At 66.5% G+C, this 21,712-nt stretch carries 19 protein-coding genes; 10 read left to right on the top strand and 9 right to left on the bottom strand.

Annotated elements, in window-relative coordinates:
* Nucleotides 1-58: 58 nt before the first annotated feature.
* Nucleotides 59-2,020, bottom strand: a complete 1,962-nt coding sequence (locus AC1Q64_RS17300) for a gamma-glutamyltransferase family protein (protein ID WP_492252175.1) — start codon at nucleotides 2,018-2,020, stop codon at nucleotides 59-61.
* Nucleotides 2,021-2,346: 326 nt separating this feature from the next.
* Between AC1Q64_RS17300 and AC1Q64_RS17295 the strand changes: the two genes are divergently transcribed.
* The gene (locus AC1Q64_RS17295; RefSeq protein WP_492252174.1) at nucleotides 2,347-2,628 is read left to right on the top strand and encodes a cupin domain-containing protein; all 282 of its coding nucleotides are present in this window, start codon (nucleotides 2,347-2,349) and stop codon (nucleotides 2,626-2,628) included.
* 27 nt (nucleotides 2,629-2,655) lie between these two features.
* Here the strand turns inward: AC1Q64_RS17295 and AC1Q64_RS17290 are convergent, their stop codons facing one another.
* Both AC1Q64_RS17290 and AC1Q64_RS17285 read right to left on the bottom strand, forming a co-directional pair.
* Nucleotides 2,656-3,609: an AEC family transporter gene (locus tag AC1Q64_RS17290; protein ID WP_492252173.1), complete on the bottom strand. Its 954-nt coding sequence runs from the start codon at nucleotides 3,607-3,609 to the stop codon at nucleotides 2,656-2,658.
* Between the two features lie 112 nt (nucleotides 3,610-3,721).
* The gene (locus AC1Q64_RS17285; protein ID WP_492252238.1) at nucleotides 3,722-4,951 is read right to left on the bottom strand and encodes an ABC transporter substrate-binding protein; all 1,230 of its coding nucleotides are present in this window, start codon (nucleotides 4,949-4,951) and stop codon (nucleotides 3,722-3,724) included.
* A 376-nt stretch (nucleotides 4,952-5,327) separates the two neighbouring features.
* Between AC1Q64_RS17285 and AC1Q64_RS17280 the strand changes: the two genes are divergently transcribed.
* The 4 genes from AC1Q64_RS17280 (at nucleotide 5,328) to AC1Q64_RS17265 (ending at nucleotide 9,964) form a co-directional block, all read left to right on the top strand.
* Nucleotides 5,328-7,427 carry an ATP-dependent helicase gene (locus tag AC1Q64_RS17280; protein ID WP_492252172.1) on the top strand — a complete coding sequence of 700 codons (2,100 nt, stop codon included), beginning with the start codon at nucleotides 5,328-5,330 and terminating at the stop codon, nucleotides 7,425-7,427.
* A gap of 14 nt (nucleotides 7,428-7,441) precedes the next feature.
* On the top strand, nucleotides 7,442-7,963 hold the full coding sequence (locus AC1Q64_RS17275) for a hypothetical protein (protein ID WP_492252171.1): 522 nt from the start codon (nucleotides 7,442-7,444) through the stop codon (nucleotides 7,961-7,963).
* Entirely contained in the window at nucleotides 7,960-9,198 is a 1,239-nt protein-coding gene (locus AC1Q64_RS17270) for a phospholipase A (protein WP_492252237.1), read from the top strand. The genes AC1Q64_RS17275 and AC1Q64_RS17270 overlap by 4 nt, the downstream gene beginning before the upstream one ends.
* 376 nt (nucleotides 9,199-9,574) lie before the next feature.
* Entirely contained in the window at nucleotides 9,575-9,964 is a 390-nt protein-coding gene (locus AC1Q64_RS17265) for a hypothetical protein (RefSeq protein ID WP_291436898.1), read from the top strand.
* Between the two features lie 119 nt (nucleotides 9,965-10,083).
* Here AC1Q64_RS17265 and AC1Q64_RS17260 read toward each other — a convergent pair whose 3' ends face one another.
* Both AC1Q64_RS17260 and AC1Q64_RS17255 read right to left on the bottom strand, forming a co-directional pair.
* Nucleotides 10,084-12,429, bottom strand: coding sequence for a cytochrome P450/oxidoreductase (locus tag AC1Q64_RS17260; protein ID WP_492252170.1), 2,346 nt, complete (start codon nucleotides 12,427-12,429; stop codon nucleotides 10,084-10,086).
* Between the two features lie 237 nt (nucleotides 12,430-12,666).
* A complete protein-coding gene (locus AC1Q64_RS17255) occupies nucleotides 12,667-13,482 on the bottom strand; it encodes an IclR family transcriptional regulator (protein WP_492252169.1) in 816 nt (271 codons plus the stop codon).
* A 109-nt stretch (nucleotides 13,483-13,591) separates the two neighbouring features.
* Between AC1Q64_RS17255 and AC1Q64_RS17250 the strand changes: the two genes are divergently transcribed.
* Entirely contained in the window at nucleotides 13,592-14,569 is a 978-nt protein-coding gene (locus tag AC1Q64_RS17250; RefSeq protein ID WP_492252168.1) for a Bug family tripartite tricarboxylate transporter substrate binding protein, read from the top strand.
* Between the two features lie 83 nt (nucleotides 14,570-14,652).
* Here AC1Q64_RS17250 and AC1Q64_RS17245 read toward each other — a convergent pair whose 3' ends face one another.
* On the bottom strand, nucleotides 14,653-15,132 hold the full coding sequence (locus AC1Q64_RS17245; protein ID WP_492252167.1) for a universal stress protein: 480 nt from the start codon (nucleotides 15,130-15,132) through the stop codon (nucleotides 14,653-14,655).
* 109 nt (nucleotides 15,133-15,241) lie between these two features.
* Between AC1Q64_RS17245 and tgt the strand changes: the two genes are divergently transcribed.
* The 4 genes from tgt to AC1Q64_RS17225 all read left to right on the top strand — a co-directional run bounded on the left by tgt (nucleotide 15,242) and on the right by AC1Q64_RS17225 (nucleotide 19,075).
* Nucleotides 15,242-16,414, top strand: a complete 1,173-nt coding sequence (gene tgt, locus AC1Q64_RS17240; RefSeq protein ID WP_492252166.1) for a tRNA guanosine(34) transglycosylase Tgt — start codon at nucleotides 15,242-15,244, stop codon at nucleotides 16,412-16,414.
* A gap of 252 nt (nucleotides 16,415-16,666) precedes the next feature.
* Nucleotides 16,667-17,005: a hypothetical protein gene (locus AC1Q64_RS17235; protein WP_492252165.1), complete on the top strand. Its 339-nt coding sequence runs from the start codon at nucleotides 16,667-16,669 to the stop codon at nucleotides 17,003-17,005.
* A 41-nt stretch (nucleotides 17,006-17,046) separates the two neighbouring features.
* Nucleotides 17,047-17,625, top strand: coding sequence for a PAS and helix-turn-helix domain-containing protein (locus AC1Q64_RS17230; protein ID WP_291436904.1), 579 nt, complete (start codon nucleotides 17,047-17,049; stop codon nucleotides 17,623-17,625).
* A gap of 40 nt (nucleotides 17,626-17,665) precedes the next feature.
* Nucleotides 17,666-19,075 (top strand): GGDEF domain-containing protein, encoded by a 1,410-nt coding sequence (locus AC1Q64_RS17225; protein WP_492252164.1) that lies wholly within the window; start codon nucleotides 17,666-17,668, stop codon nucleotides 19,073-19,075.
* Between the two features lie 19 nt (nucleotides 19,076-19,094).
* On the opposite strand, the gene AC1Q64_RS17220 is transcribed toward AC1Q64_RS17225, so the two are convergent.
* From AC1Q64_RS17220 to AC1Q64_RS17210, 3 genes are all read right to left on the bottom strand, one after another.
* Complete coding sequence (locus tag AC1Q64_RS17220) at nucleotides 19,095-20,147, bottom strand: serine endopeptidase (protein ID WP_492252163.1); 1,053 nt, start codon at nucleotides 20,145-20,147, stop codon at nucleotides 19,095-19,097.
* Between the two features lie 119 nt (nucleotides 20,148-20,266).
* On the bottom strand, nucleotides 20,267-21,121 hold the full coding sequence (locus tag AC1Q64_RS17215; protein WP_492252162.1) for a DUF2145 domain-containing protein: 855 nt from the start codon (nucleotides 21,119-21,121) through the stop codon (nucleotides 20,267-20,269).
* An 11-nt stretch (nucleotides 21,122-21,132) separates the two neighbouring features.
* Complete coding sequence (locus tag AC1Q64_RS17210) at nucleotides 21,133-21,618, bottom strand: hypothetical protein (RefSeq protein ID WP_492252161.1); 486 nt, start codon at nucleotides 21,616-21,618, stop codon at nucleotides 21,133-21,135.
* Nucleotides 21,619-21,712: the final 94 nt, after the last annotated feature.

Here is a 21,712-nt window from a genome sequence, read left to right as displayed (position 1 = left end):
AACAACGGGGGCTGCGCTTTCAACGCAGCCCCCGCCTCGTCAGAGCGTGGTTCGCCGGTTACAGCGCGCCGTCACCCAGCACGATGCCTTCACGGCGGGGGTCCACCCCACCTTCCAGCCGGGTCTGGCCGTTGCGGTTGACCCGCATGATGGTGGAGACGCCGCTCGACTGCGCGGCGTTGTTCACCGTGTGGCCCTTGGCCTTGAGGCCGTCGATCAGCCCGGTGAGGTCCAACGCCGTATTGGCACCATCCACGTTGGTGGTGGGGCTGTTGGTGGCGCCAAAGTTCACCAGCGACGTGGCCTGCTGGGCGTCCAAGCCCCAATCCACAGCGCCAACCACGGTCTTGAGTACGTACTGGATGATGGTGCCGCCGCCGGGCGAGCCCGTGGCCATCACGAAATCACCCGGCTCCGTGCCCTTGAACACCAAGGTGGGTGCCATGGTGCTGCGAGGCCGCTTGCCGGGGGCCACGCGGTTGGCAATCGGCACACCGGCGCTGTCAGCGGGCTGGGCCGAGAAGTCCGTGAGCTGATTGGTCAGCAGGAAGCCGCCCACCATGTGGTACGAGCCCATGCTCGACTCGACCGTGGAGGTCATCGACACCACATTGCCGTAGGCATCCACGATGGAGAAGTGCGTGGTGCCGCGCTCGACCGTCTTGTCCACGCCCAGCGGCACATCGCCCAGCGCCCCCGCCGAGGCCGTTCCCAGCGACTTGCCATCGGGCTGGATCAGTGCCGCGCGCTGCTTCAGGTAGGCCTTGTCCAGCATGGTGGACACGCCCTTGCCGGGCAGCGGGATGAAGTCGGTATCGGCCACGTACTTGTCGCGGTCGGCATAGGCCAGGCGCTCGGCTTCGGACACCAGGTGCACACCCATCACGCTGGGTACGCCGCCTTCGTTGGTGGCGTTGGCCGGGCCGTATTTGGAAAGGTCGAAGTTCTCCAGAATGCCCAGGCCTTGCGCGATGGCGATACCGCCCGACGACGGCGGCGACATGGTGCAGACGTAGTAGCTCGCGCGGTAGGTGGTACACACCGGCTCACGCTTTTTGGCCTGGTAGTTCTTGAGGTCGTTCACCGTCATCAGGCTGGGGGTGATGGGCGTCTTGGCCGCATCGTCGCCCACCGCTTGGGCTGCCTTGGCCACGATGGCCTCGGCCAGCGGGCCGGAGTACATCGCGTTGGCGCCGCCACTCGCCAGCGTACGCAGTGTCTGGGCGTAGGGCAGGTTGGTCGTCACCGTGCCCGTGACCTTGGGTGTGCCGTCGGCATTGAAAAACGCGGACACGGCATTGGCGTCCAGCGCCAAGCTGGCGGCGTTGCCCTTGATGGCGTCGCCCATGCGGCCCGGAATGCGGTAGCCGTTGGTGGCCAGCTGGATACCTTCGTCGAACAGCTTGTCCCAGCCCAGCTTGCCGTGCTCCTTGTGGGCCATGTCCAGCATGCGCATCACACCGGGCACACCGATGGAGCGGCCGCTGCGCCGGGCGCTGGGCACGGGCGCGGGGGACGAGGCATCACCTTGGTCCTGGCGCACCAGGTAGTAGCCGTTGGCGGCGGCGGGTGCGGTCTCGCGGCCGTCGTACGCCACGATCTTCTTGGTGTTGGCGTCGTAATACATCATGAAAGCGCTGCCCGCCAGCGTGCTGGACTGCGGCTCCACCAGGCCCAGCACGGCTTGTACGGCCACGGCAGCGTCCACGGCTGTGCCGCCGGCCTTGAGCACGTCGCACCCGGCCTTGGTGGCCAGCGGGGTGTTAGCCACCACCATGTACTTGCTCGACTGCTTGGCCTTGTAGCCCAGGCGGTAGCCCGATGCGGCCTCGGGTGCGGCCGGATCGCCCGCCACACCAGAACCCACCACCACGGCCGAGCCGGAGCTGGACACCACCGAGCAGCTCTGGGCATTGTTGTCCACGGCCAGGTCGTTGTCCGAGCCGCTGCCGCAGCCCGAAAGCACCAACGCCAGGGCCACGGGCGTCAATGCCCACAGCCGGATGTTCCTCTTGCTCATGCTGAATCTCCTGTTGTTGTCCGTTCGTGGGCACCCATTGACCACGCCACATCGTCGGCGCAAAAAGCATGCCGTGTCGAATGTTTTTTCGCATCGTTTTCTCAAGGCAGCCATCTCAGGAAAGCAACGGCACGCAGGCCAATGCGGCGGCACTGCCGCATTATCTGGACGACGCCTGCGCACGAGCCCAGCATGAAAATTTGAGTAAATCCGACGGTAGCGCTAGTGCACCATGCGCTGGCAGCTATCATTTTTGATAATCCCAGCCCCCACGCTGACTTTGTACCCGCACCTACACTGCACCCGCACCGCAGCAGGAGACACCCATGACCCCCGAACAATTTGCAGAAGAACTGGCCCGTGAGGGCTTCGAGCCCGCCGTCACCGTGACCCGTGAGGCCGATGGCATGTTGGGCGACCACACCCATCCCTTCGAGGCGAAGGCGCTGATCCTCTCAGGCGATATCCGCATTGCCACCGCCACCTCCGAACGTGTGTTCCAAGCGGGCGATATCTTCCACCTGGCGGCCGAAGAGCCGCACTCGGAGTTCTACGGCATGCTCGGGGTGCAGTACCTGGTGGGGCGCAAGACGCCCCCGGCCGCCTGACGCCACCCCAGGCCAGCGGTTCGCAGTTCAGGTCAGCAGTGCCACGGCGGCCGAGAAGCTCAAAAAAGCCAGCGCCGTGGACACCAGAATGATGCGGGCCACCCGCCCGTTGTCGGCGCCGAATTTTTCGGCCAGCAGTGACACATTGCTGGCGCTGGGCAGCGCCGCCAGCAGCACCAGCACCGTGAGCGCAAAGGGCGTGAGCGGCACCCCTAGCGCCATCGCCGCCGTGCCCACGCCCCACACCAGCAGTGGGTGCACCAGCAGCTTGGCCAGCGCCACCGGCACATAGTCACGTGCGGGAACCTGCTCGTGCTGGTTCATCTGCGAACGGGCCAGCACCGCCCCGATGGTGAACAGCGCCACGGGCGAAGCCGCATCCGCCAGCATGGCAACGGTCTTGTCCACCGGACCTGGCAGCTTGAACTGGACGGCCGACGCGAGCGCACCCAGTGCAATCGACCACGGCATGGGGTTGGTGGCCATGCCCTTGAAGGCGTTCTTCAGCGCCACGCCCACGCCATGGGTTCCCGCACCATCCAGGCGCGACAGCGCAATACACAGCGAGCTGGTGATGACCATGTCCACCACGATGGTGACGATGGCAGGCCCTGCGCTCTGTGCGCCCAGCAGTGCGACCAGCAGCGGCACGCCCATGAAGCCCGTGTTGGGGAAGGCCGCCACCAGCGCGCCAAAGGCCGCGTCGTTCCAGCCGATGCGCGCGTTGCGCGTGAGGGCCACCGTAGCGCCCACCATGACCAGGGCACACACGACATACACGCCCGCAACGGCCGGGTCCAGCAACTGTCCAATGGGAGTGCTGGCGCCAAAGCGGTACAGCATGCACGGCAGCGCAAAGTACAGCACAAAGGCGTTGAGGCCCGGAATGGCGGGCTGCGGCAGCACGCCGCGCCGTGCGGCGAGGTAGCCGCAGAGCACGAGCGCAAAGAAGGGGAAGGTGACGAGCAGGACGGACAGCACAGCCAGATTGTCCTTGTTGCGCCAGCAGCCAGGGTCTGCGGCGCCCGGGGTGGTCAGCGCAAAGTCAGGTGGGGGGGCTCGCGGGTGGCGAGCGCAGACATCCGCTTTTTTGTTATTGCTTACGCTGAATGATGAGGTTGCGCTTGGCATCCTCCGGGTAGGCAAAGGTGATGGCGCCGTTCTTCACCTGCCCGATCACCAGCATGTTGCGCGTGATGGCGTCCTTGTCCTGCGTGCTGAACGGCTTTTCGTAGGTGGAAACCACGCCGTAGTACGTCTTCATCTTGCCCTCCAGCGACTCCTTGACGGCCTTGCCCTGGAGGTTGCCGTCGCGGATGCCCAGGAACGAATACATCAGCAGATAGGTGGCGTCGTAGGCGTTGGCAGCAGCCATGGGAACAGCCACCTTGCCCTGGTACTTGCGGGTGTAGCTCGACAGGAAAGACGCACGGCGTTCGTTGCTGGGCTCGGCGATGAAGGTCTGCACCATGAGCGCGCCCTCGGCAGCATCCTTGGCACCTTCCAGGAAAAACGGGAACGACAGCGGCCAGGCGCCCACCTGGGGTACCTTCCAGCCCAGCGCCTTCTTGCCGTTGGCGATGACAGCGTTTTCAGGGCCCACGGTGTAGCTGTAGATCACATTGGCGCCCGCATTGCGCGCCGCAGCGAGTTCAGCCGTGAGGTCCTTCACACCCAGGTCGAAGCGGGCCACATGCACGGGCTTGAGGTTCTTGGCGACCAGTGCCGCCACCACATCGTTGTAGCCGCCTTCGCCATAGCCGGTCTTGTCGGCAAAGATGGCCACCTTGTCCCAGCCCCGCTTGACGATGTCGTCCACCATGTAGGGGGCCTGCAGTGCGTCGCGGGCCTGCACGCGAAAGATGTAGCTGTCGGCAGGCGGGTATTTGGTGGTGACCGCCGTGCCGGTGGCGCAGGGCACGATGAGCGGACTCTTGGCGTCCTGGAAGAGGTCGATGGCCTTCATCGCCACGCCGGTATTGCAAAAACCGATGGTGGCGACCACTTTGTCGGCCAGCAGTTCCTGCGACGCCTTGCGCCCCTGGTCCGGGTTGGCGGCGTCGTCCTTGACCACCAGCTCCAGCGGCCGGCCCAGGTAGCCGCCTACGGCGTTGATCTCGTCCACCGCCAGCTTGATGCCGTTGAGCATGGGCACGCCAAAATCGGCCGATGGCCCGGTGAACGGCCCCACCACGCCGATACGCACGGGGGTGTTGCCCCCGATCTGCGCTTGCGCCAGCCCAGGCAGCAACGCCACGCCCGCCAGCACTCCGGTGGCCACCCAGGTGGTCCATGCGGACTGTGGCAACAGACGGCGGTTCATCCGGGCGGCGGCGGTCGGAGCGATGGAAGGCGGGGTGACAGGGTTCATGGCGGTGCTCGGTTCACAACACTCCCCTCCTCACAAAGGGAGGGACTCACCGACCAGTATCAAATTGTGAAAACAAAGCCCCTAGCGGGGTTTCCCGGAGCACAGGGCGTGCACGATGGCACTGGGGCGCCCCTGTCAGCAGCCCGTCAGGCGCTGATCACGCATGGGCGAAGGCAGATACCCTCGCACCGCAGCCGCCGGGGGCGCGCCGGTATCATTGCGCCCTTGCGCTGCACACCCCTCGGTTTGCACCCCGCGCCCGTGGCGCCCACCGCCCCGCGCCCTTCCCGGTCTCCGCCCTCCGCCTCTTTCTGCCCTCGCCCTCTCCATGTCTGCCGGTCTCAATCTCGCCCAGCTTCAGGCTGTTCACTACACCGACGGGGCCTGCCTCGTGCTGGCAGGCGCGGGCTCGGGCAAGACGCGGGTGATCACCATGAAGATCGCCCACATGATCGAAAAGGGTATGGACCCCAAGCGCATTGCGGCCATCACCTTCACGAACAAGGCAGCAGCCGAAATGCGCGAGCGCGCCAAGGGCCTGATCGGCCGCCGCGCCAAGGATGTGCTGGTGTGCACCTTCCACGCCCTGGGTGTGCGCATGGTGCGCGAGGACGGCCACGTGCTGGGCCTCAAGCCCCAGTTCAGCATCCTGGATGCCGACGATGTGACCGGCATCCTGAAGGAAGCCTCGGGCGGCACGACCGACATGGCCACGGCGCGCCAGTGGCAGTGGGTGATCAGCAAGTGGAAGAACATGGGCCTGACCTCCGAGCAGGCCCTGGCGCAGGCAGCCGACGACAACGAACGCATCATCGCCACGCTGATGGCGCGCTACGAAGAGCGCCTTGCGGCCTACCAGAGCGTGGACTTTGACGATCTCATCGGCATGCCGCTGCGCCTCTTGCGCGACTTCCCCGAAGTGCGCGCCAAGTGGCAGGCGGCCCTGGGCCATGTGCTGGTGGACGAGTACCAGGACACCAACGCCACGCAGTACGAGCTGCTCAAGCTGCTGGTGGGCGAAAAGGGACATTTCACCGCTGTGGGCGACGACGACCAGTCCATCTACGGCTGGCGCGGCGCCACGCTGGACAACCTCAAGAAGTTGCCGGTGGACTACCCCCACCTCAAGGTCATCAAGCTGGAGCAGAACTACCGCTCCACCAGCGCCATCCTGCGTGCGGCCAACAACGTGATCGGGCCCAACCCCAAGCTGTTCCCCAAAACCCTGTTCAGCGAACTGGGCGAGGGCGAACCGGTGCGTGTGGTCGATGCCGACAACGAGGAGCACGAAGCCGAGCGCGCCGTGGCCCGCATCCAGAGCCTGCGCGCGGCCAGCAACCCGCCGCCGGACTGGAAGAGTTTCGCCATCCTGTACCGCGCCAACCACCAGGCCAAGCCGTTTGAAAAAGCGCTGCGCAAGGCCAACATTCCGTACAAAGTGTCGGGCGGCACCAGCTTTTTTGACCGCGCCGAAATCAAGGACCTGTGCGCCTGGTTTCGCCTGTGGATCAACAACGATGATGACCCGGCGTTTCTGCGCGCCATCACCACGCCCAAGCGTGGCATCGGCCACACCACGCTGGCATCGCTGGGCGCGTTTGCCACGCAGCACAAGCAAAGCATGTTCGGCGCATTGTTCAACGGCATGCTGCCCGCTGCAGTGCCCAAGCGCGCCATGGACGGCCTGCACGAGTTTGGCCGCTACATCAATTACCTGGAATACAGCGCCCGCCGCACCCATGGCGCCGAAGAGGCCCGCGCCTTTCTGAACGAATGGCTCAAGGAGATCGGCTACGAGCAGCACCTGTACGACAACGAAGACAGCGAAAAAGTGGCGGCCGCCCGCTGGAGCAACGTGATGGAGTTCTGCGACTGGATGGCCCAGCGCGCGGGCGGGCAGATCGACGATACGGCCGGTGCCGTGGTGGCCAAGGAGACCAAGAGCCTGCTGGAGGTGTCACAGACCATTGCGCTGCTGTCCACCATCAGCGAGCGCGAGCAGGAGCAGGACATGGTCACGCTCTCCACCCTGCACGCCAGCAAGGGGCTGGAGTGGCCGCATGTGGTGCTGGTGGGCGTGACCGAGGGCATGCTGCCCTTCAAGCTCGACGACGACGAAGGCCGCCAGCAAAAGGTGACCGACGACACGCTGCAGCGCCTGCAGGAAGAGCGCCGCCTGATGTACGTGGGCATCACCCGCGCCCAGCGCACCCTGGCCGTGAGCTGGACCAAGCGCCGCAAAAAAGGGCGCGAAATGGTGGCCGCACAACCGAGCCGCTTCATCGCCGAAATGGGCCTGGACAAGACCACCGCCCGCGAAGACCCGCGCGAAAAACTCAAGGCCCTGCGCGCCGAATTTGCTGCCAAGGCCCAGGCCACCACTGCGGCCAACGCGGCTGCGGCCGCCAACCCCACGCCTGCGGTCTGAGAAGGTCACGCACCATGGCCACACATCCCGCCACCGTTCGTTCCACGCCGTGCCCCACGGAGCCCCATGTCCGCAGCGCCTGGGGAATTGCTGTGCTTTTGATAGCTATCAGCGCTTATCCTACAAGCGCCATCAGCCAAAAAGGCCCACAATCCACGGCGGCTTGCCCGGCAGCGGCAGACATGGACCACCAGCACCTGCAGGGCCAGTGGCGCGCCGAGCTGCAGGCCCCTGCGCCGGGAGCCGGGCCCGCTACGGCCACGCTGCAACTGGGCCCGCACCCGGAGCTGGTACAGAGCGTGCGAGGCACCGTGGTGCGCAGTGGCACCACAGCCCAAGTCAGTGGTGACGTCGATGGCGGCAACCTGACCCTGGAAGAATCGATCAACGGCACCAACATCAGCGCCACCTGGACAGGCCAGGTGGTCGATGGAAGTTGCGGCAAGGAAATACGCGGAACATGGAACAACGCCCACCCCACCCCCACCACGCCGTCAGCACCGTTTGTGCTGCGCAAACAGGCGGCCTGGCAATGAGCCCGGTGGCGCGTGCCGCGCCAACGCCTCGCCGGCACTACACGCTGGCGCTGCTGATGGCAGCGCTGGCCCCGGCCGGAGCGGCCCTGGCGCAATCAGCACCTGCCGCGGCCACCGGCGCAGCTGCTGGGGCCGACACCGCCCTGCGCCGCTGCACGACGCTGTCCAGCGACAACCAGGCGCGCCTGGCCTGCTTTGATGCCTGGGCAGCCGAACAGACCAAAACCACCGCAGCTGGCGCGCAACCGTGGCAAGCCCCAGCCGCTTCGGCATCGGCCAACGCTGGCGGCACAAGCTCCTCGTCGGCGGTGCCGCCGCCCGTGGATGCCACGCTGCCGGCCACCCGCATCATCGACGTGGCGCACACCGAAGGCTGTCGCGACCCGCAGTACAGCGATCTCTCGCGCTTCTGGGAGCTGGAGACGGGCACGGACTGCGGCACATTCAGCTTCCGGGGCTACCGCCCCATCACGGTGTCGGTGGTGGCCTCGAGCAACGTGAACCGCCAGCCCACGTCGGATGCCGACGGCAACTCGGCCACCGACTCGACGCCTTACCGCCGCACCGAAAACCGCATCCAGCTGTCCGTGCGCACCAAGGTCGCCCAGGGCCTGCTCACCCAGGGCCACCCCACACTCAAGGATTCGCTGTGGTTTGGCTACACACAGCAGTCTTACTGGCAACTGTTCACGCCCGAGATCTCGCGCCCCTTCCGCGCCACCGATCACGAGCCCGAGTTGATGTACGTGTACCCCACCACGGCGCAACTTCCATTTGGCTGGAAGTGGCGCTACAGCGGCATCGGTCTGGTGCACCAGTCCAACGGCCAGAGCAAGCCCCTGTCGCGCAGCTGGAACCGCGCCTACCTGATGACCGGCATGGAACTGGACAACCGCTTCAGCGTGACCGCCCGCATCTGGAAGCGCATCCCCGAGAGCGCGGGCAGCGATGACAACCCCGGCATCAGCGACTACGTCGGCCGGGGCGAGCTGTCGCTGCTGTGGAACGTGAACAAGGACAACACCCTGGGCGCCACCGTGCGCCACTCGCTCGCCAGCAGCGACCGGGGTTCGGTGCGCGTGGAATGGCTGCAAGCCCTGGGCACCGGCCTCTTTGGCAGCAAGAGCAACCTGCGCCTGCACACCTCGTTGTTCAGCGGCTATGGCGACAGCATGATCGACTACAACCGCAAGCGCACGGTGTTCAGCGTGGGGTTGAGCCTGGTGGACTTCTAGCAGAGACACCCCCCTGAGGCGCTGCGCGCCTTCCCCACGCTCTCACATCGCTACGCGATGTGGGCAGGGGGACGCAGCCCTCGCTGCGGGGCGGCCCTTGCTTGGCTGCCAGCGCCTGGGGCCGCGCCCATTGCATACGCCTTGGACGAAGCACCAGCCAGCAGTAGCCCAAGGCGGGGCAAAGGCCCTCACAACTCGTTACGACATCGTCCTCAAGTTTCGCAGGATGGCGCCGACGCGCGGCCACAATGGCACGCGCACAGAAACCGGCGTGGCCCGCTGTGAGAGGCGTTCAAAAAGAGCCCCTTTCCCACCGTTTTACCTGCCATTGCCTGCCGCGTGCCCCTCGACAATGCCGACAAAGAGGAACACACCCATGGACATGCAATACCAGCTCAAGGCAGGCAGCTATTACCTGTATGACATGCGCGAGGCGCCCAGCGCCGTCACGGGTGAACGCCGCTTCAAGCTCAAGACCGACACGGTGGCCATTGCGTTCGATGTGCACACGGGCGAGGTGCACCAGCACGGCAGCCCCACGCGCATCCAGTCCTGGGCCAACAACACGCGCCGCCGCCTGCGCGCTGCCGGCGCACAGGACGTGGCCAACGACATCGTGGTGGTGTCGGGACCACTGCCCGTGGACGAACTCAACAAATGCCTGTGGGTACGCGGTTATGTGCGCCGCATGTTCTCGCGGCTGGCGACCCTGCCCCATGGCAAGCTGCAGCGGCCTACAGCCGAGCCATTCCGCAAGGCGGCCTGAAGACCTCCCCGCTAGATGAAAAACCCCCTGCAGCGTTGCCGCTGCAGGGGGTTTTGCTTGATGGGGGCGGTATTCAGCCCCGCGTGTGGCGACGCTGCAGGGTCGCTATCGGCCAGTCATCAGAGCGCCAGCACGATCTTGTCGCCCACCGCACGCGAGCAGCAGGCCAGCATGCGCCGGTGGGTGGCCCGCTCACTCTTGCTCAGCACCTTGTCGCGGTGGTCAATCTCCCCCTCCACCACTGCGACCTCACAGGTGCCACAGAGCCCTTCGCCGCAGTCACAGGGCACGTCAAACCCGGCTGCCTGCAACGCCTGCAACAAGGTTCGGTCGCGGGGCACGGTCACCCGGACCTGGGAGTCCTGCAACTCGGCCACAAAACTGTGCTCCTTTTCGGGTTGCAGGCCAGAGCCTTCGCCGCTGAAGTGTTCATAGTGCAGCACGCCCGCCGGCCAGTGGGCACCCAGCGCCTCCAGCTCGTCGATCAAGCGATCGGGGCCACAGGCATACACCCGGTCCTGCATACCGACCGAGGCCAACAGGGCGGGCAGGTCCATGCGCTGCCCCTGGTCCTTGGCGTACAGCCGCAGGTGGTCGCCATGGTCGCGCTCCAGCCGTGCCAGCAGTGCCATCTGGGCCCGAGAGCGGCCCGCGTAGTGCAACGTGTAGGGTTTGCCCAGGCGCTGCAGCCGGTCGGCCATGGCGAGCATGGGCGTGATGCCGATGCCCGCCGCAATCAGAAGATAGCGCTCGGCGCTTTCGTCCAGCCGGAACAGGTTCTTGGGACCAGCCAGCTGCACGCTGTCGCCCGGCTGCAGCACATCGCAAAAGTGCAGCGAGCCACCGCGCCCCCGCTCCTCGCGCTGTACCACGACCTGCAGGTGGCTGCGATCCTCGGCAGATCCGCACAGCGAGTATTTGCGCCGGAAGCCGCCAGCCACCACATCCACATGTGCTCCCGCAGACCACGCCGGCAGCGCACGGCCCTGCGGGTCGGCGAACACCAGGCGCCACAGGCCCTCACCCTCGGGCTGCTTGTCATGCAGCACCAGGGTGCGGGTGATGGAGTCCTTGGCGGGAGGGCCAATGTAGAAAGAAGGCGGCGCAGACAACCCTTGCGAACCTTGTCTGCGCTCGGGGTTCTGCGCTGGCTCCCATTCCACCCACAAGGCCGAGGGACCACGGAATGAGGTGTTGGACAGGTAGTCCACCTTCTGCCCAGCCACCAGGCGCATGTGCGGCAGGCGGCGCACAAACTCCTCCAGGAACACACGCATCTGCAGTCGGCCGATGTTCTTGCCCATGCACTGGTGGGCGCCGTAGCCGAAGGTGAGATGCTCGACCGCGCTTTCGCGGAACACATCGACCTCGTCCGGGTTCTCGAAATGGCGGGGATCAAAATTGGCCGAGGCCTGCACCATCAGGATCTTGCCGCCCTGCGGGATTTGCACCCCACCCACCACGGCGTCCGCCGTGGCCACCCGCCGCCAGGCAATGATGGAGCCCGCCACGCGCAAGCATTCCTCCACGGCGTTGGGAATGAGCGCGGGGTTGGTACAGATGTCTTCCCAGGCGTTGCGGTGCGTGAGCAGCGTGTGGAACGCATTGGCCGTGGCATTGGAGGTGGTCTCATGCGCCGCCGCCAGGATCGCCATCATCATCGAGCGAAGGTAGGACTCTGGCACCACGTCGGGATGGCGCAGGTGCTGGCGGATGGTTTCGTACATCCAGCCCTCACCGTCGGGATTCGCGCGCATGGTGTCCAGGATGCCCTGCGCCGTCTGCCAGAAACGCCCCACATTGTGGGCGATCGCCAGCTGCTCTTCGGGCGTTGGCCGGCCCCAGGTGTTGAGCGTGTGCGCCACCGCAAACTGGCGCAGCTGCTCGGCGCCCTCGTCCGGCACACCCAGGAACTTGAGCGCGATGTTCAGCGGGATCTCATAGAACATTTCGGCCACCAGGTCGGCTCGGCCCTTGTCGATGAAGCGGTCCATCGTCTTGCGCGCCAGGCTGCGCACCATGGGCTCCAGCGTGACCAGGCGCTCGGGCAGGAACGCGTCCGTCAGAAGGCGGCGGCGCTCCATGTGGTCGGGCTCGTCCTCATTGACCATGGTGCGATTCATGGCGAATCCGTATCCCTGCAGGATCTGCAGCACCTGCGGCGACGCCGGCGTGATCTTCTCAAGCGCCACCGAGGGCGAGAACAGCAGGTTGTCGCGGAAGACGGCCTTCACATCCTCGTAGCGCGTCACCACCCAATAACCCAGCTGGGGGCTGAAGAACACGGGCTCCTCCTCGCGCGCCCAGCGCAGATAGTCGCCCGGATCCTGCATATAGGCCGGGTCGAAGGGGTTGAACGCCGCCGCGCGAGCGCTCACCGGACAGCCGTGGGGCGCAGCGGCGGCGCCAGCGCCAACGGAAGGGACAGGGCAGCGCCCCATGGATGTAGCAGCAGGGATGTTCATGGCGTGGCAACAAAATTTGCGCAATGCTATTACGCAATGCGTAAATTCACAACCATCCGCTGAAAAACCCTGGTCGCTGAGCAAGCAGGCGCCAAGGGCCTAGGCTGGGGCCGATGGGCGCAGACGCAAGCAGACTTGTTCCGGGCATGTGCCTGCGGAGTCGAGCGAACGCAGGTGCGGGGCGGACAGGGTGGGCAGCACGGCTGCATCAGCGCCGCGACGCGCGGCCGCGCATCCTCAGGCGTCCGCGTAGCCCATGGCGGTGCTGATGGCCTGGGCCTCGTGAATGACCATGGTGCAGACCTTGCCCTCCGGCCGCGTATCGAAGCCATTGCTGGCCCCCAGCGCAGTCAGTACGGCAGCGACATGGCCCCGCGCATCGTAGATGGGCGCTGCGATCGCGCTGATGCCCGCCAGCAGGGTGTCGCGCACGATGGCGCCGCCCTGTGCACGCACCTGTCGGCACAGCGTGCCCACGGGGTCAGCCCCCCCAATGAAGGAGCGCTGCTCGGCCGTCGCCGCCGCGAATTCCGCATGCGCCTTGGCGCGCAGCTCCGCGTCTTCAGAAAACGCCAGAAATGCCTGCCCGCTCGCAGACCACACCAGCGGCAGCACCGAACCGGGCCGGATGTTGACCGTGACCGGGAGCGAAGGCTCTTCCATGCGCATGACCGTCGGCCCCATATTGCCCATGACGGCAATGAAGCAAGTCACCTGCAGGGACTCGCGCATGCGCAGCAGGGCCGCCTCGCCCATGCGCACCGGGTCGCATTGCCGCAATGCCGCCAGACCGATGCGCACAGCCTCGGGGCCCAGGTGGTAATGCTGGGTGGCGGGATGCTGGGCCACCAGCCCTTCGGATGTCAGGCTGGAGAGGTAACGGTGCACCTTGGCCGCACTCTCATCCGACTCGGCAGCGATGGCCGTCAGGCTTGCCGCGCCCCCCAACCGCGCGAGCGCCTTCAGGATGGTCATGCCGGTTTCCGCCGACTGCACGCGTTGGCGCCGTTTGGTGAGGATGTCGGCAGGTGTGTCGGGGGCGGTGTGTGGCATGGGGACGGCCATGGGCGGCGGCAAAAGTAGGGTATCTACGTCGGGATCATTACGCATTGCGTAATATCATTGCGAAATATATATTGTTTGATCTATCTCAGGAGACACCATGCTGAATCGACGTCATGCCACGGCTCTGCTCGCGGCACTTGCCGTACTCACAGGCCCCACCGCGGCTTTCGCCCAGAACTACCCGGCCAAACCGATCCGTTGGGTGGTGCCCTATCCTGCAGGCGGTGGCTCGGACTTCCTGGCCCGCACGATCGGCATGCAACTGTCCACCCAGACCGGACAGACCGTGACCGTGGACAACAAGCCTGGCGCCAACACGGCCATTGCCGCTGCTGACGTTGCCCGTTCGGCCGCCGATGGCTACACCATCCTGTCGGCCGACAACGGTACCATGGTGTTCAACACGGCGCTCTACAGCAAGCTCTCGTACAACCCCGACAAGGACCTGGTGCCCGTGACCCTCATGGGCCGCTTCCCCATGATCCTGGTGGTGGGTCCGAACTCGGACATCCGTGACGCCAAGGACTTCATTGCCAAGGCCAAGGCCTCGCCAGGCAAGGTCAGCTACGGCTCGGCGGGCGCGGGCAGTCCGCACCACCTGGCCATGGAACTGATCAAGGTCAACGCCGGGCTGCACATGGTCCACATTCCGTACCGAGGCGCTGCACCGGCACTGACCGACCTGGCTGGCGGCCAGGTCGCCGCCATGATGGTGGACCTGGCTGCAGGCGCCGGTTTCATCAAGGGTGGCAAGATCCGCCCGCTGGCCGTGGCCAACGCCACGCGCCTGTCCCAGTTGCCCGATGTCCCCACGTTTGCCGAACTGGGCATCAAAGGGGTTGAAGCATCGGCGCAGGTCGGCATCGTGGCCCCCGCGGGCACGTCTGCGGAGGTGGTGGGTGCCCTGCAAAAACAGGTCGCCACCGCCATTCAGACGCCCGCCATCCGCCAAAAGCTGATCGACTTCGGCATTGAGCCCGTGGGCAGCACGCCGCAGCAATATGCGGACCTGATCCGCAGCGAAGTGCAACGCTGGCACAAACTGATCCGCGAGCAAAAGATCTCTTTGGACTAACCCACCGTCCCACACCGCCCCACCCTGCAAAGCCACCTTTACGGGTGGCTTTTGTTCGAGGGCATGAAGGTGGTCAGCCGTGATCAGGCCGCCGACGGTTCTGCCGTGTCGCCATCGACGGCCTCCACCACATCGGGATGCTTGACGATGGTCACCGGCACCGGGCTGGCATGTGCCAGCTCCTGCGATACGGACCCGAGCAGCGCACTGGTGATCGCGCCCTGCCCCTTGGCGCCAATGATGACCATGTGGCAGCCCAGTCGTTCGATCATGTCCACAAGGGTGTGGGCCACATCGCCCACGCCCACATCGGTTTCGTAGGCCACCCCTGCCGCATCGAGCAGCGCCCGGGCCGAGGCCATCAAATGTTCGCCCGCCTCCAGGCTGGCGGCGGCGATCAGGTCAGGGTCGCGGGTGGTCACCAGCTCGTACAACGTGGCAGGCTCCTGCACGTTGGCCAGCACGATCGAGGCCTTGAGCCCCTGGCGCACCAGCGCCAGCGCGTGGTGCACGCCATCCAGGGAGAGTTCGGAGCCGTCCACGGCGATGAGGATCTTGAGCATGGGGTTCTCCTTGAGTGAGTACAGACCAGTGTAGCGACGCCATCGGCCAGCGCCAGTCCAATCCCTTGCGGCAGGTCAGCCCGGCCCGTCTGGGACAATGCGCCCCATCATGCTGCAGTTCGACCTCCTCAAAACCGACCCCTCCAGCCACGCACGCCGTGGCCAGCTCACGCTCAACCACGGCGTGGTGCAAACCCCCATCTTCATGCCCGTGGGCACCTATGGCACCGTCAAGGGCGTGATGCCGCGCAGCCTGCACGACATGGGCGCGCAGATCATCCTGGGCAACACCTTCCACCTGTGGATGCGCCCGGGGCTCGATGTGATGCAGAGCTTTGGCGGCCTGCACGGCTTTGAAAAGTGGGACAAGCCCATCCTTACCGATTCAGGCGGTTTCCAGGTCTGGAGCCTGGGCGCCATGCGCAAGATCACCGAAGAAGGCGTGACCTTTGCCAGCCCCGTCAACGGCGACAAGCTCTTCATGTCGCCTGAAGTGAGCATGCAGATCCAGACCACGCTCAACTCTGACATCGTGATGCAGCTTGACGAGTGCACGCCGTACGAGACCAAGGGCCACCTCACCACCGAGGCTGAGGCGCGCAAATCCATGGAGATGAGCCTGCGCTGGGCCCAACGCAGCCAGGACGAGTTCCACCGCCTGAACAACCCCAACGCACTCTTCGGCATCGTGCAGGGCGGCATGTTCAAGAACCTGCGCCAGGAGTCGCTGGAGCGCCTGGTCGAGATGGACTTTCCCGGCTACGCCGTGGGCGGCGTGAGCGTGGGCGAACCCAAGGACGAGATGCTGGACATCATGGCCCACACGCCCCACCGCCTGCCCGCACACAAGCCCCGCTACCTGATGGGCGTGGGCACGCCCGAAGACCTGGTGCAGGGCGTGGCCGATGGCGTGGACATGTTCGACTGCGTGATGCCCACGCGCAACGCGCGCAACGGCACGATGTTCACGCGCTTTGGCGACCTCAAAATCCGCAACGCCCGCCACAAGGCCGACCACCAACCGATGGACACCAGCTGCACCTGCTACGCCTGCGCGGGCAGCTCGGGCGTGTCGTGGGACGACGGCGGGCGCGATGGCTTCAGCCGCGCCTACCTGCACCACCTGGACCGCTGCGGCGAGATGCTGGGCCCCATGCTCACCACCGTGCACAACCTGCACTACTACCTGAACCTGATGCGCGAGGTGCGCGAGTCGCTGGAGGCGGGCACCTTTGCCCAGTTCCGCGCGCAGTTCAAGTCCGACCGCGCACGCGGCGTGTGAGCCACACATTCCCCGCCCGCCAAAACGCTATGTTTTGTATAGCACCTCAAATATGATTCACTAGCGCATCGGGCCCAAACCATTCCAAAACTCCTGCGTCACCTGCTGCACTGGCCCCTGCGGGCCCTCACGGGCCTGGGCAGTGGCCTGCTGGCGCTGCTGATCCTGTTCGAGGAATGGGGCTGGGAGCCGCTGCAGCGCCTGCTGGCGCGCATCGGCCGCTGGCCGGGGCTGCGCTGGATCGAAGGCTGGGTGCGCGCCCTGCCACCCTGGGCGGCCGTGGCGCTCTTTGCGCTGCCCACGGCGCTGCTGCTGCCCATCAAGTTGCTGGCGCTGTGGGCGATCGGGCGCGGGCATGTGGTGCTGGGCATGCTGGTGATCCTGCTGGCCAAGGTGGTGGGCACGGCGGTGGTGGCGCGGCTGTTCACCCTCACGCAGCCCGCGCTCATGCGACTGCGCTGGTTTGCCTGGACCCACACGCACTGGATGCGGCTCAAGCACACCGTGCTGGAGCGCGCCCGCGCGTCGTGGGCCTGGCGCGTGGCCCGGGTGATCCAGCGACAGTGGAAAAAGCGGTGGCGCAAGCGCTGATCGCCCGGGCCGCCCCGGTGGACTGCAGCAAAATCCGCCCCATGACCACCGTCCCGACCGCATCATCTGCCCCCCTGAATGAAGCGCTGGAACTGGCCTTCAACCTCGCCCCCGTGGGCATGTGCGTGACGCGCGAGCGCCGCATCGAGATCTGCAACGACGCCTTTGCCCGCATGTTTGGCTACGAGCAGGCCGAACTGCTGGACCAACCGCTGGCGCCGCTGTATCCGTCGCTGGACGAGTTCACCCACACCGGCAACCTGGGCCTGCCCGCCATGATGGACACCGGCAGCTACAGCGACGAGCGCGTCATGCGCCGCCGCGACGGCACGCTGTTCTGGTGCCATGTGGTGGGCCGCGCGCTGGACCGTGCCAACCCGTTTGCGCGCGCGGTGTGGATGTTTGAAGACATCTCGCACCGCCGCGTGGTGAGCACGCCGCTGACGGTGCGCGAGCGCGAGGTGGCCCAGCACATCGTCACCGGTGCCACCAGCAAGCAGATTGCACGCCACCTCCACATCAGCCACCGCACGGTGGAAGCACACCGGGGGCGGATCATGCGCAAGCTGGGCGCCACCAGTACGGGCGAGCTGGTGGCCCTGCTGCTGGGCATGCCCTGACACCGGGGACAATCGGGGTCCGCACGCCCCCGCCGCCTACATGCCGCCCACCCTGCCCCGCCTTTTTGCCACCACCCGGACCGTGCCCCCACCCATGGCCTGGGCGGCCCTGGCGCTGCTGATCTTTACCGCCTGCCTGGTGGGCATCTTTGCGCGCCCCATCGGCTTTTTGTCTGCGTTCTGGCCTGCCAATGCGCTGCTGCTGGGGCTGCTGGTGCGCTACCCCCATCTGGCGCGGCCGCCCGCCTGGGTGGCGGCTGCAGTGGGCTATGTGGCGGCCGACCTGGTGACCGGCAGCGCCTGGGGCATGGCCCTGTGGCTCAATGCCGCCAACCTGCTGGGCGCCACCGCCGGCTGGCTGGTGCTGCGGGGGCTGGACGAGCGCATCCTGCGGCTGCAGCGCACGGTGGCGGCGCTGTACCTGCTGCTGGCAGCACTGGCGGCCAGCGCGGTGGGTGCACTGGCGGGCTGCGGCGCGGCGCCGGTGTATTTCGACTCGCCGTGGACGGACCTGTTGTCCCTGTGGTTCAGCACCGAGCTGATGAACTACATGCTCATCGTGCCCGTGGTGCTGGCCGCTCCGCGCGCGGCAGACCCGCCCTCGCACACCCAGGACACGCCCCTGTTCTGGCGCGTTGCGCCCGTCAGTTCGCTGGTGTTGGCCGAGGGCATCCGCACGCTCATCGGCGGGCCCGGCATGCTGGCTTTTGTGGTGCCGGGGCTGCTGTGGTGTGCGTTGAGCTACAGCGCCTTCACCTCCAGCCTGCTGTCCTTGGTGGTGTGCCTGTGGACCATGGCAGGCGTGGCCACCGGCGTGCTCAACTTCACGCCGGCCCATGCGGGCGATGTGTTCTCGCTGCGCGTGGGGGTCACGCTGCTGGCCCTGGGGCCCCTGGCCGTGGCCTGCGCCAGCGCGGCACGCGCCGAGGCGCTGCGCCGCCTGCACCATGCCGTGCGCCACGATGACCTGACGGGTGTTCTGGCACGCCGCGCACTGCTCAAACAGGGCGACCGCCTGCTGGCACGCTACCAGCGCGAATCCACCGGGCTGGCGGTGATGATGGTGGACGTGGACCACTTCAAGCAGGTCAACGACCAGCACGGACACGGCGCGGGCGACCGGCTGCTGGTGAGCATTGCCCAGACCATGGTGCGCGCGCTGCGCGCCGACGACGTTCTGGGCCGCATCGGGGGCGAAGAGTTTGCCGCCGTGCTGCCCGGCGTGTCCCCCACCGAGGCCCAGGCAATTGCAGAAAGGGTGCGCAGCGCCGTGGAGCGGCAGGCGCTGGACGCAACACAGGGCGGACCCCAGCGGGCCACCGTCAGCATCGGCCTGGTGCACAGCGCCACCCTGGGCGCGGATGCCGACATGGACACCTTGCTGCTGGCCGCTGACACGGCCCTGTACCGCGCGAAGGCCGAGGGGCGCAACCGGGTGATGGTGGGCTAGGGCCGCAGCGCGGCCTACCTCACTCCTGCGCCAGTTTTACTCCCGCCCCGGCGCCGCAGGCATGGCAGAACCGCGCAAACGCGCTCTTGCGGGTGTTGCAGTGGCCGCAGTGATCGAACAGGCCGATGCCGCAGTGCGGGCAAAAGTCGATCTTCTCGTTTTTCAGGTCCACGGGCCGCTCGCAGCCGGGGCACACGCTCTTGGCCAGGCGGGCCAGGGCCACGTCGTAGCTCAGCTCCTTGCGGCGCTCCTGGTCGGGCAGGGCCTCGGCCAGCTTCTGGCGCTCCAGGTAGCGGTTGAGCGCCTGGATGGCGTAGCGCCCCACCACGGCCGTCACGGCAATGCCCACCACGTAACGCACATAGCCGCCGTAGCTCGGCAGGTAGGGCACCAGCTCCACGAAGAAGGCAAACAGCGCAAAGAAGATGAAGCCCCACACGAACGGCCAGTACGTGCTCTTGCGCTTCTTGACGAACAGCCAGCCGGCTGCGGCCAGCAGCGGCAGCGTGAGGGCCAGGCGGTACAGGAACACGCGCAGCTCGACCTTGCGGCGCTCGGCCCCGAGCTTCACGTAGCCGTCGGACTCCATCTGGTGGAGTTGCTCCTGCCGGGCAGCCGCCGCCTGGCGGGCATCGAGTGCGGCCTGCTGCTGCGTCTCCACCGCCTGCTGGGCCTTGCGCTCCACCAGCTTGAGGGCGTCGAGCGCCTGGGTGCGCGCGATCACCTCAGGGTCCTGGTCGGCCCGCTGCGTGGCGCTGCGCGTGGACAGCCAGTTGTTGAAGCTCTCTCGCTCGGCCTGCACCTCGCTGCGCACCTTGCTGCGCTGCAGCTGGGCCTGCTCCAGCGCGGTCTGCGCGTCCTGTTCGGCCTGGCGCGCCGTTTTGACCTCGGCACGCAGCTTGTCGGCTGCGGCCTTGTCCAGAAAGTCGTCCACCCGCAGCGGGGTCTCGACCTTGGGCAGATCGCCCACGATGGTGCCACCCAGCCCGATGAGGAAACTGGCAAACACCAGCGCCACCAGCCACAGGCCACGGCGGAACCATTTTTCGGACAGTCTCAGGGACTTGCTCATGTTCTTCTCCTCGGTGGCGCCGGGCGCCGGGGTTGGGCGCACCCTGCAGCGCACCGGAAAATGCTCTTCTTTTTATAGCTACCAGCGCATATATTGATTGCGCCTTCTGGCATTTTGATTCAATTTTTGATCGCCAGCACCACGGGGGCGGCTGCCAGCTGCGTACGCTGCATCCAGGCCAGGACTGAGTCGACGGTCACGGTCTCGATGCGGTCCGAGAACCGTTTTTCGTTCGGATGGTCGTCAAACGCAATGTTGGCCGACCCCACCCGTCCGCCCATGCGCGTGAGCGGGCCCAGCCTGAGCGTGGTGGGCTCGTAGCCCTTGAACTGCAGCCAGGCCTGCGCCTGGTCGCGCGAGCGCAGGGTGCTGGGCTCCATGGCCATTGCCAGGGTCTCCAGCGCCCACTGGTTGGACTGCTGGTATTTGCGCCCCCACGCGTAGCTGACCATGCTGTAGGGCGGGTGCTGCAGCGCCTTGGTGCGGCCCTTGTCCTGCAACACGGCCAGCAGGCGCTGCTGCACCTCGGGCGTGGGCACGGCGTACACGGCCTCGTAGCGCCACAGGTCGTCCAGAAAGAATTCACCCAGGCCCTGGCGGTACAGGTGGCCCACCGCCGTGCCACATTCGTTGAGCTTGTGCGCCACACGCCAGGGGCCCTCGGCGGTCTTGTAAGCCCAGCCCATGTGCGAGTAGCGCAGGCCGTACTTGCTCAGGTCCTGCCCTGCGCGCGCCAGCGCCACCACCTGTGCGCCCGAATTGGCGTGCTCGGCATCCAGCGCTACCGAGGTCTGCTCGGCCAGCTTCATGCCGCGCTCGATCACCTGCGGGGGCACGGGCTTGCGGGATTCGCAGGAGCGGCCCGCCTGGGCCGGTGTAGCTGCCAGCAGCGCAGCCCCAGCGAGGAACACCATGCCCACCGCGGCAGGGATGCGCAGCGCGGGGTCGCGGCCAAGGTTCAGGGCTTTCACCATCGTGCCACTCCTCACAGGCGCTCGTTGTGCAACAAAGCACGGCCGATGGCATTGGGCACAAAGGCAATGGCCTCGCCCGCCGCCGACAGAATCACGCCCGTGCCGATCACGCTGCAGGTCACCACCGTGCCCACTGCATAGGCCGAGCCCGCCACACCACGGCCGACCACCTCCACACTCACCTGGGCGCCGTCCGAGGCTCGCTCCAGCAGGTACACCGTGCCCACGGCCGAGGCCTCCACCGCCCGCACCGTCAGCACCGCGCCGCCCACCGACAACGCCGCCGGCACTGTCACCACCGCACCGGCGGCCGCCGAGGCCACCGACGCCGTGCCCACCACCGAGGCCACGGGCAAGAGCGACAGCGCGGCAGAAGCCTCGCTCTGGGCCCGGGCCGGCGCAGCAGCCACCAGGGCCGCACACACCACCCCGGCGGCCAGCAGGGCGCGAGGCAGGCGGGCCGCAGAGCCCCACGAAGAAAACTTGGCATTCATCATCATTCACTCCTCAAGATACGGCCCGCCCACGCACCCCAGATGCGGGCCAGACCGGGTCGAAAGACCAAAAAGAAGGTTCATCCAGACAGGCGGC

This window comes from Acidovorax sp. GW835-FHT14G06, from assembly GCF_058793595.1.
Note: the sequence above shows the minus strand (reverse complement) of the source record. Positions and strands in the feature narration are given on the sequence as shown.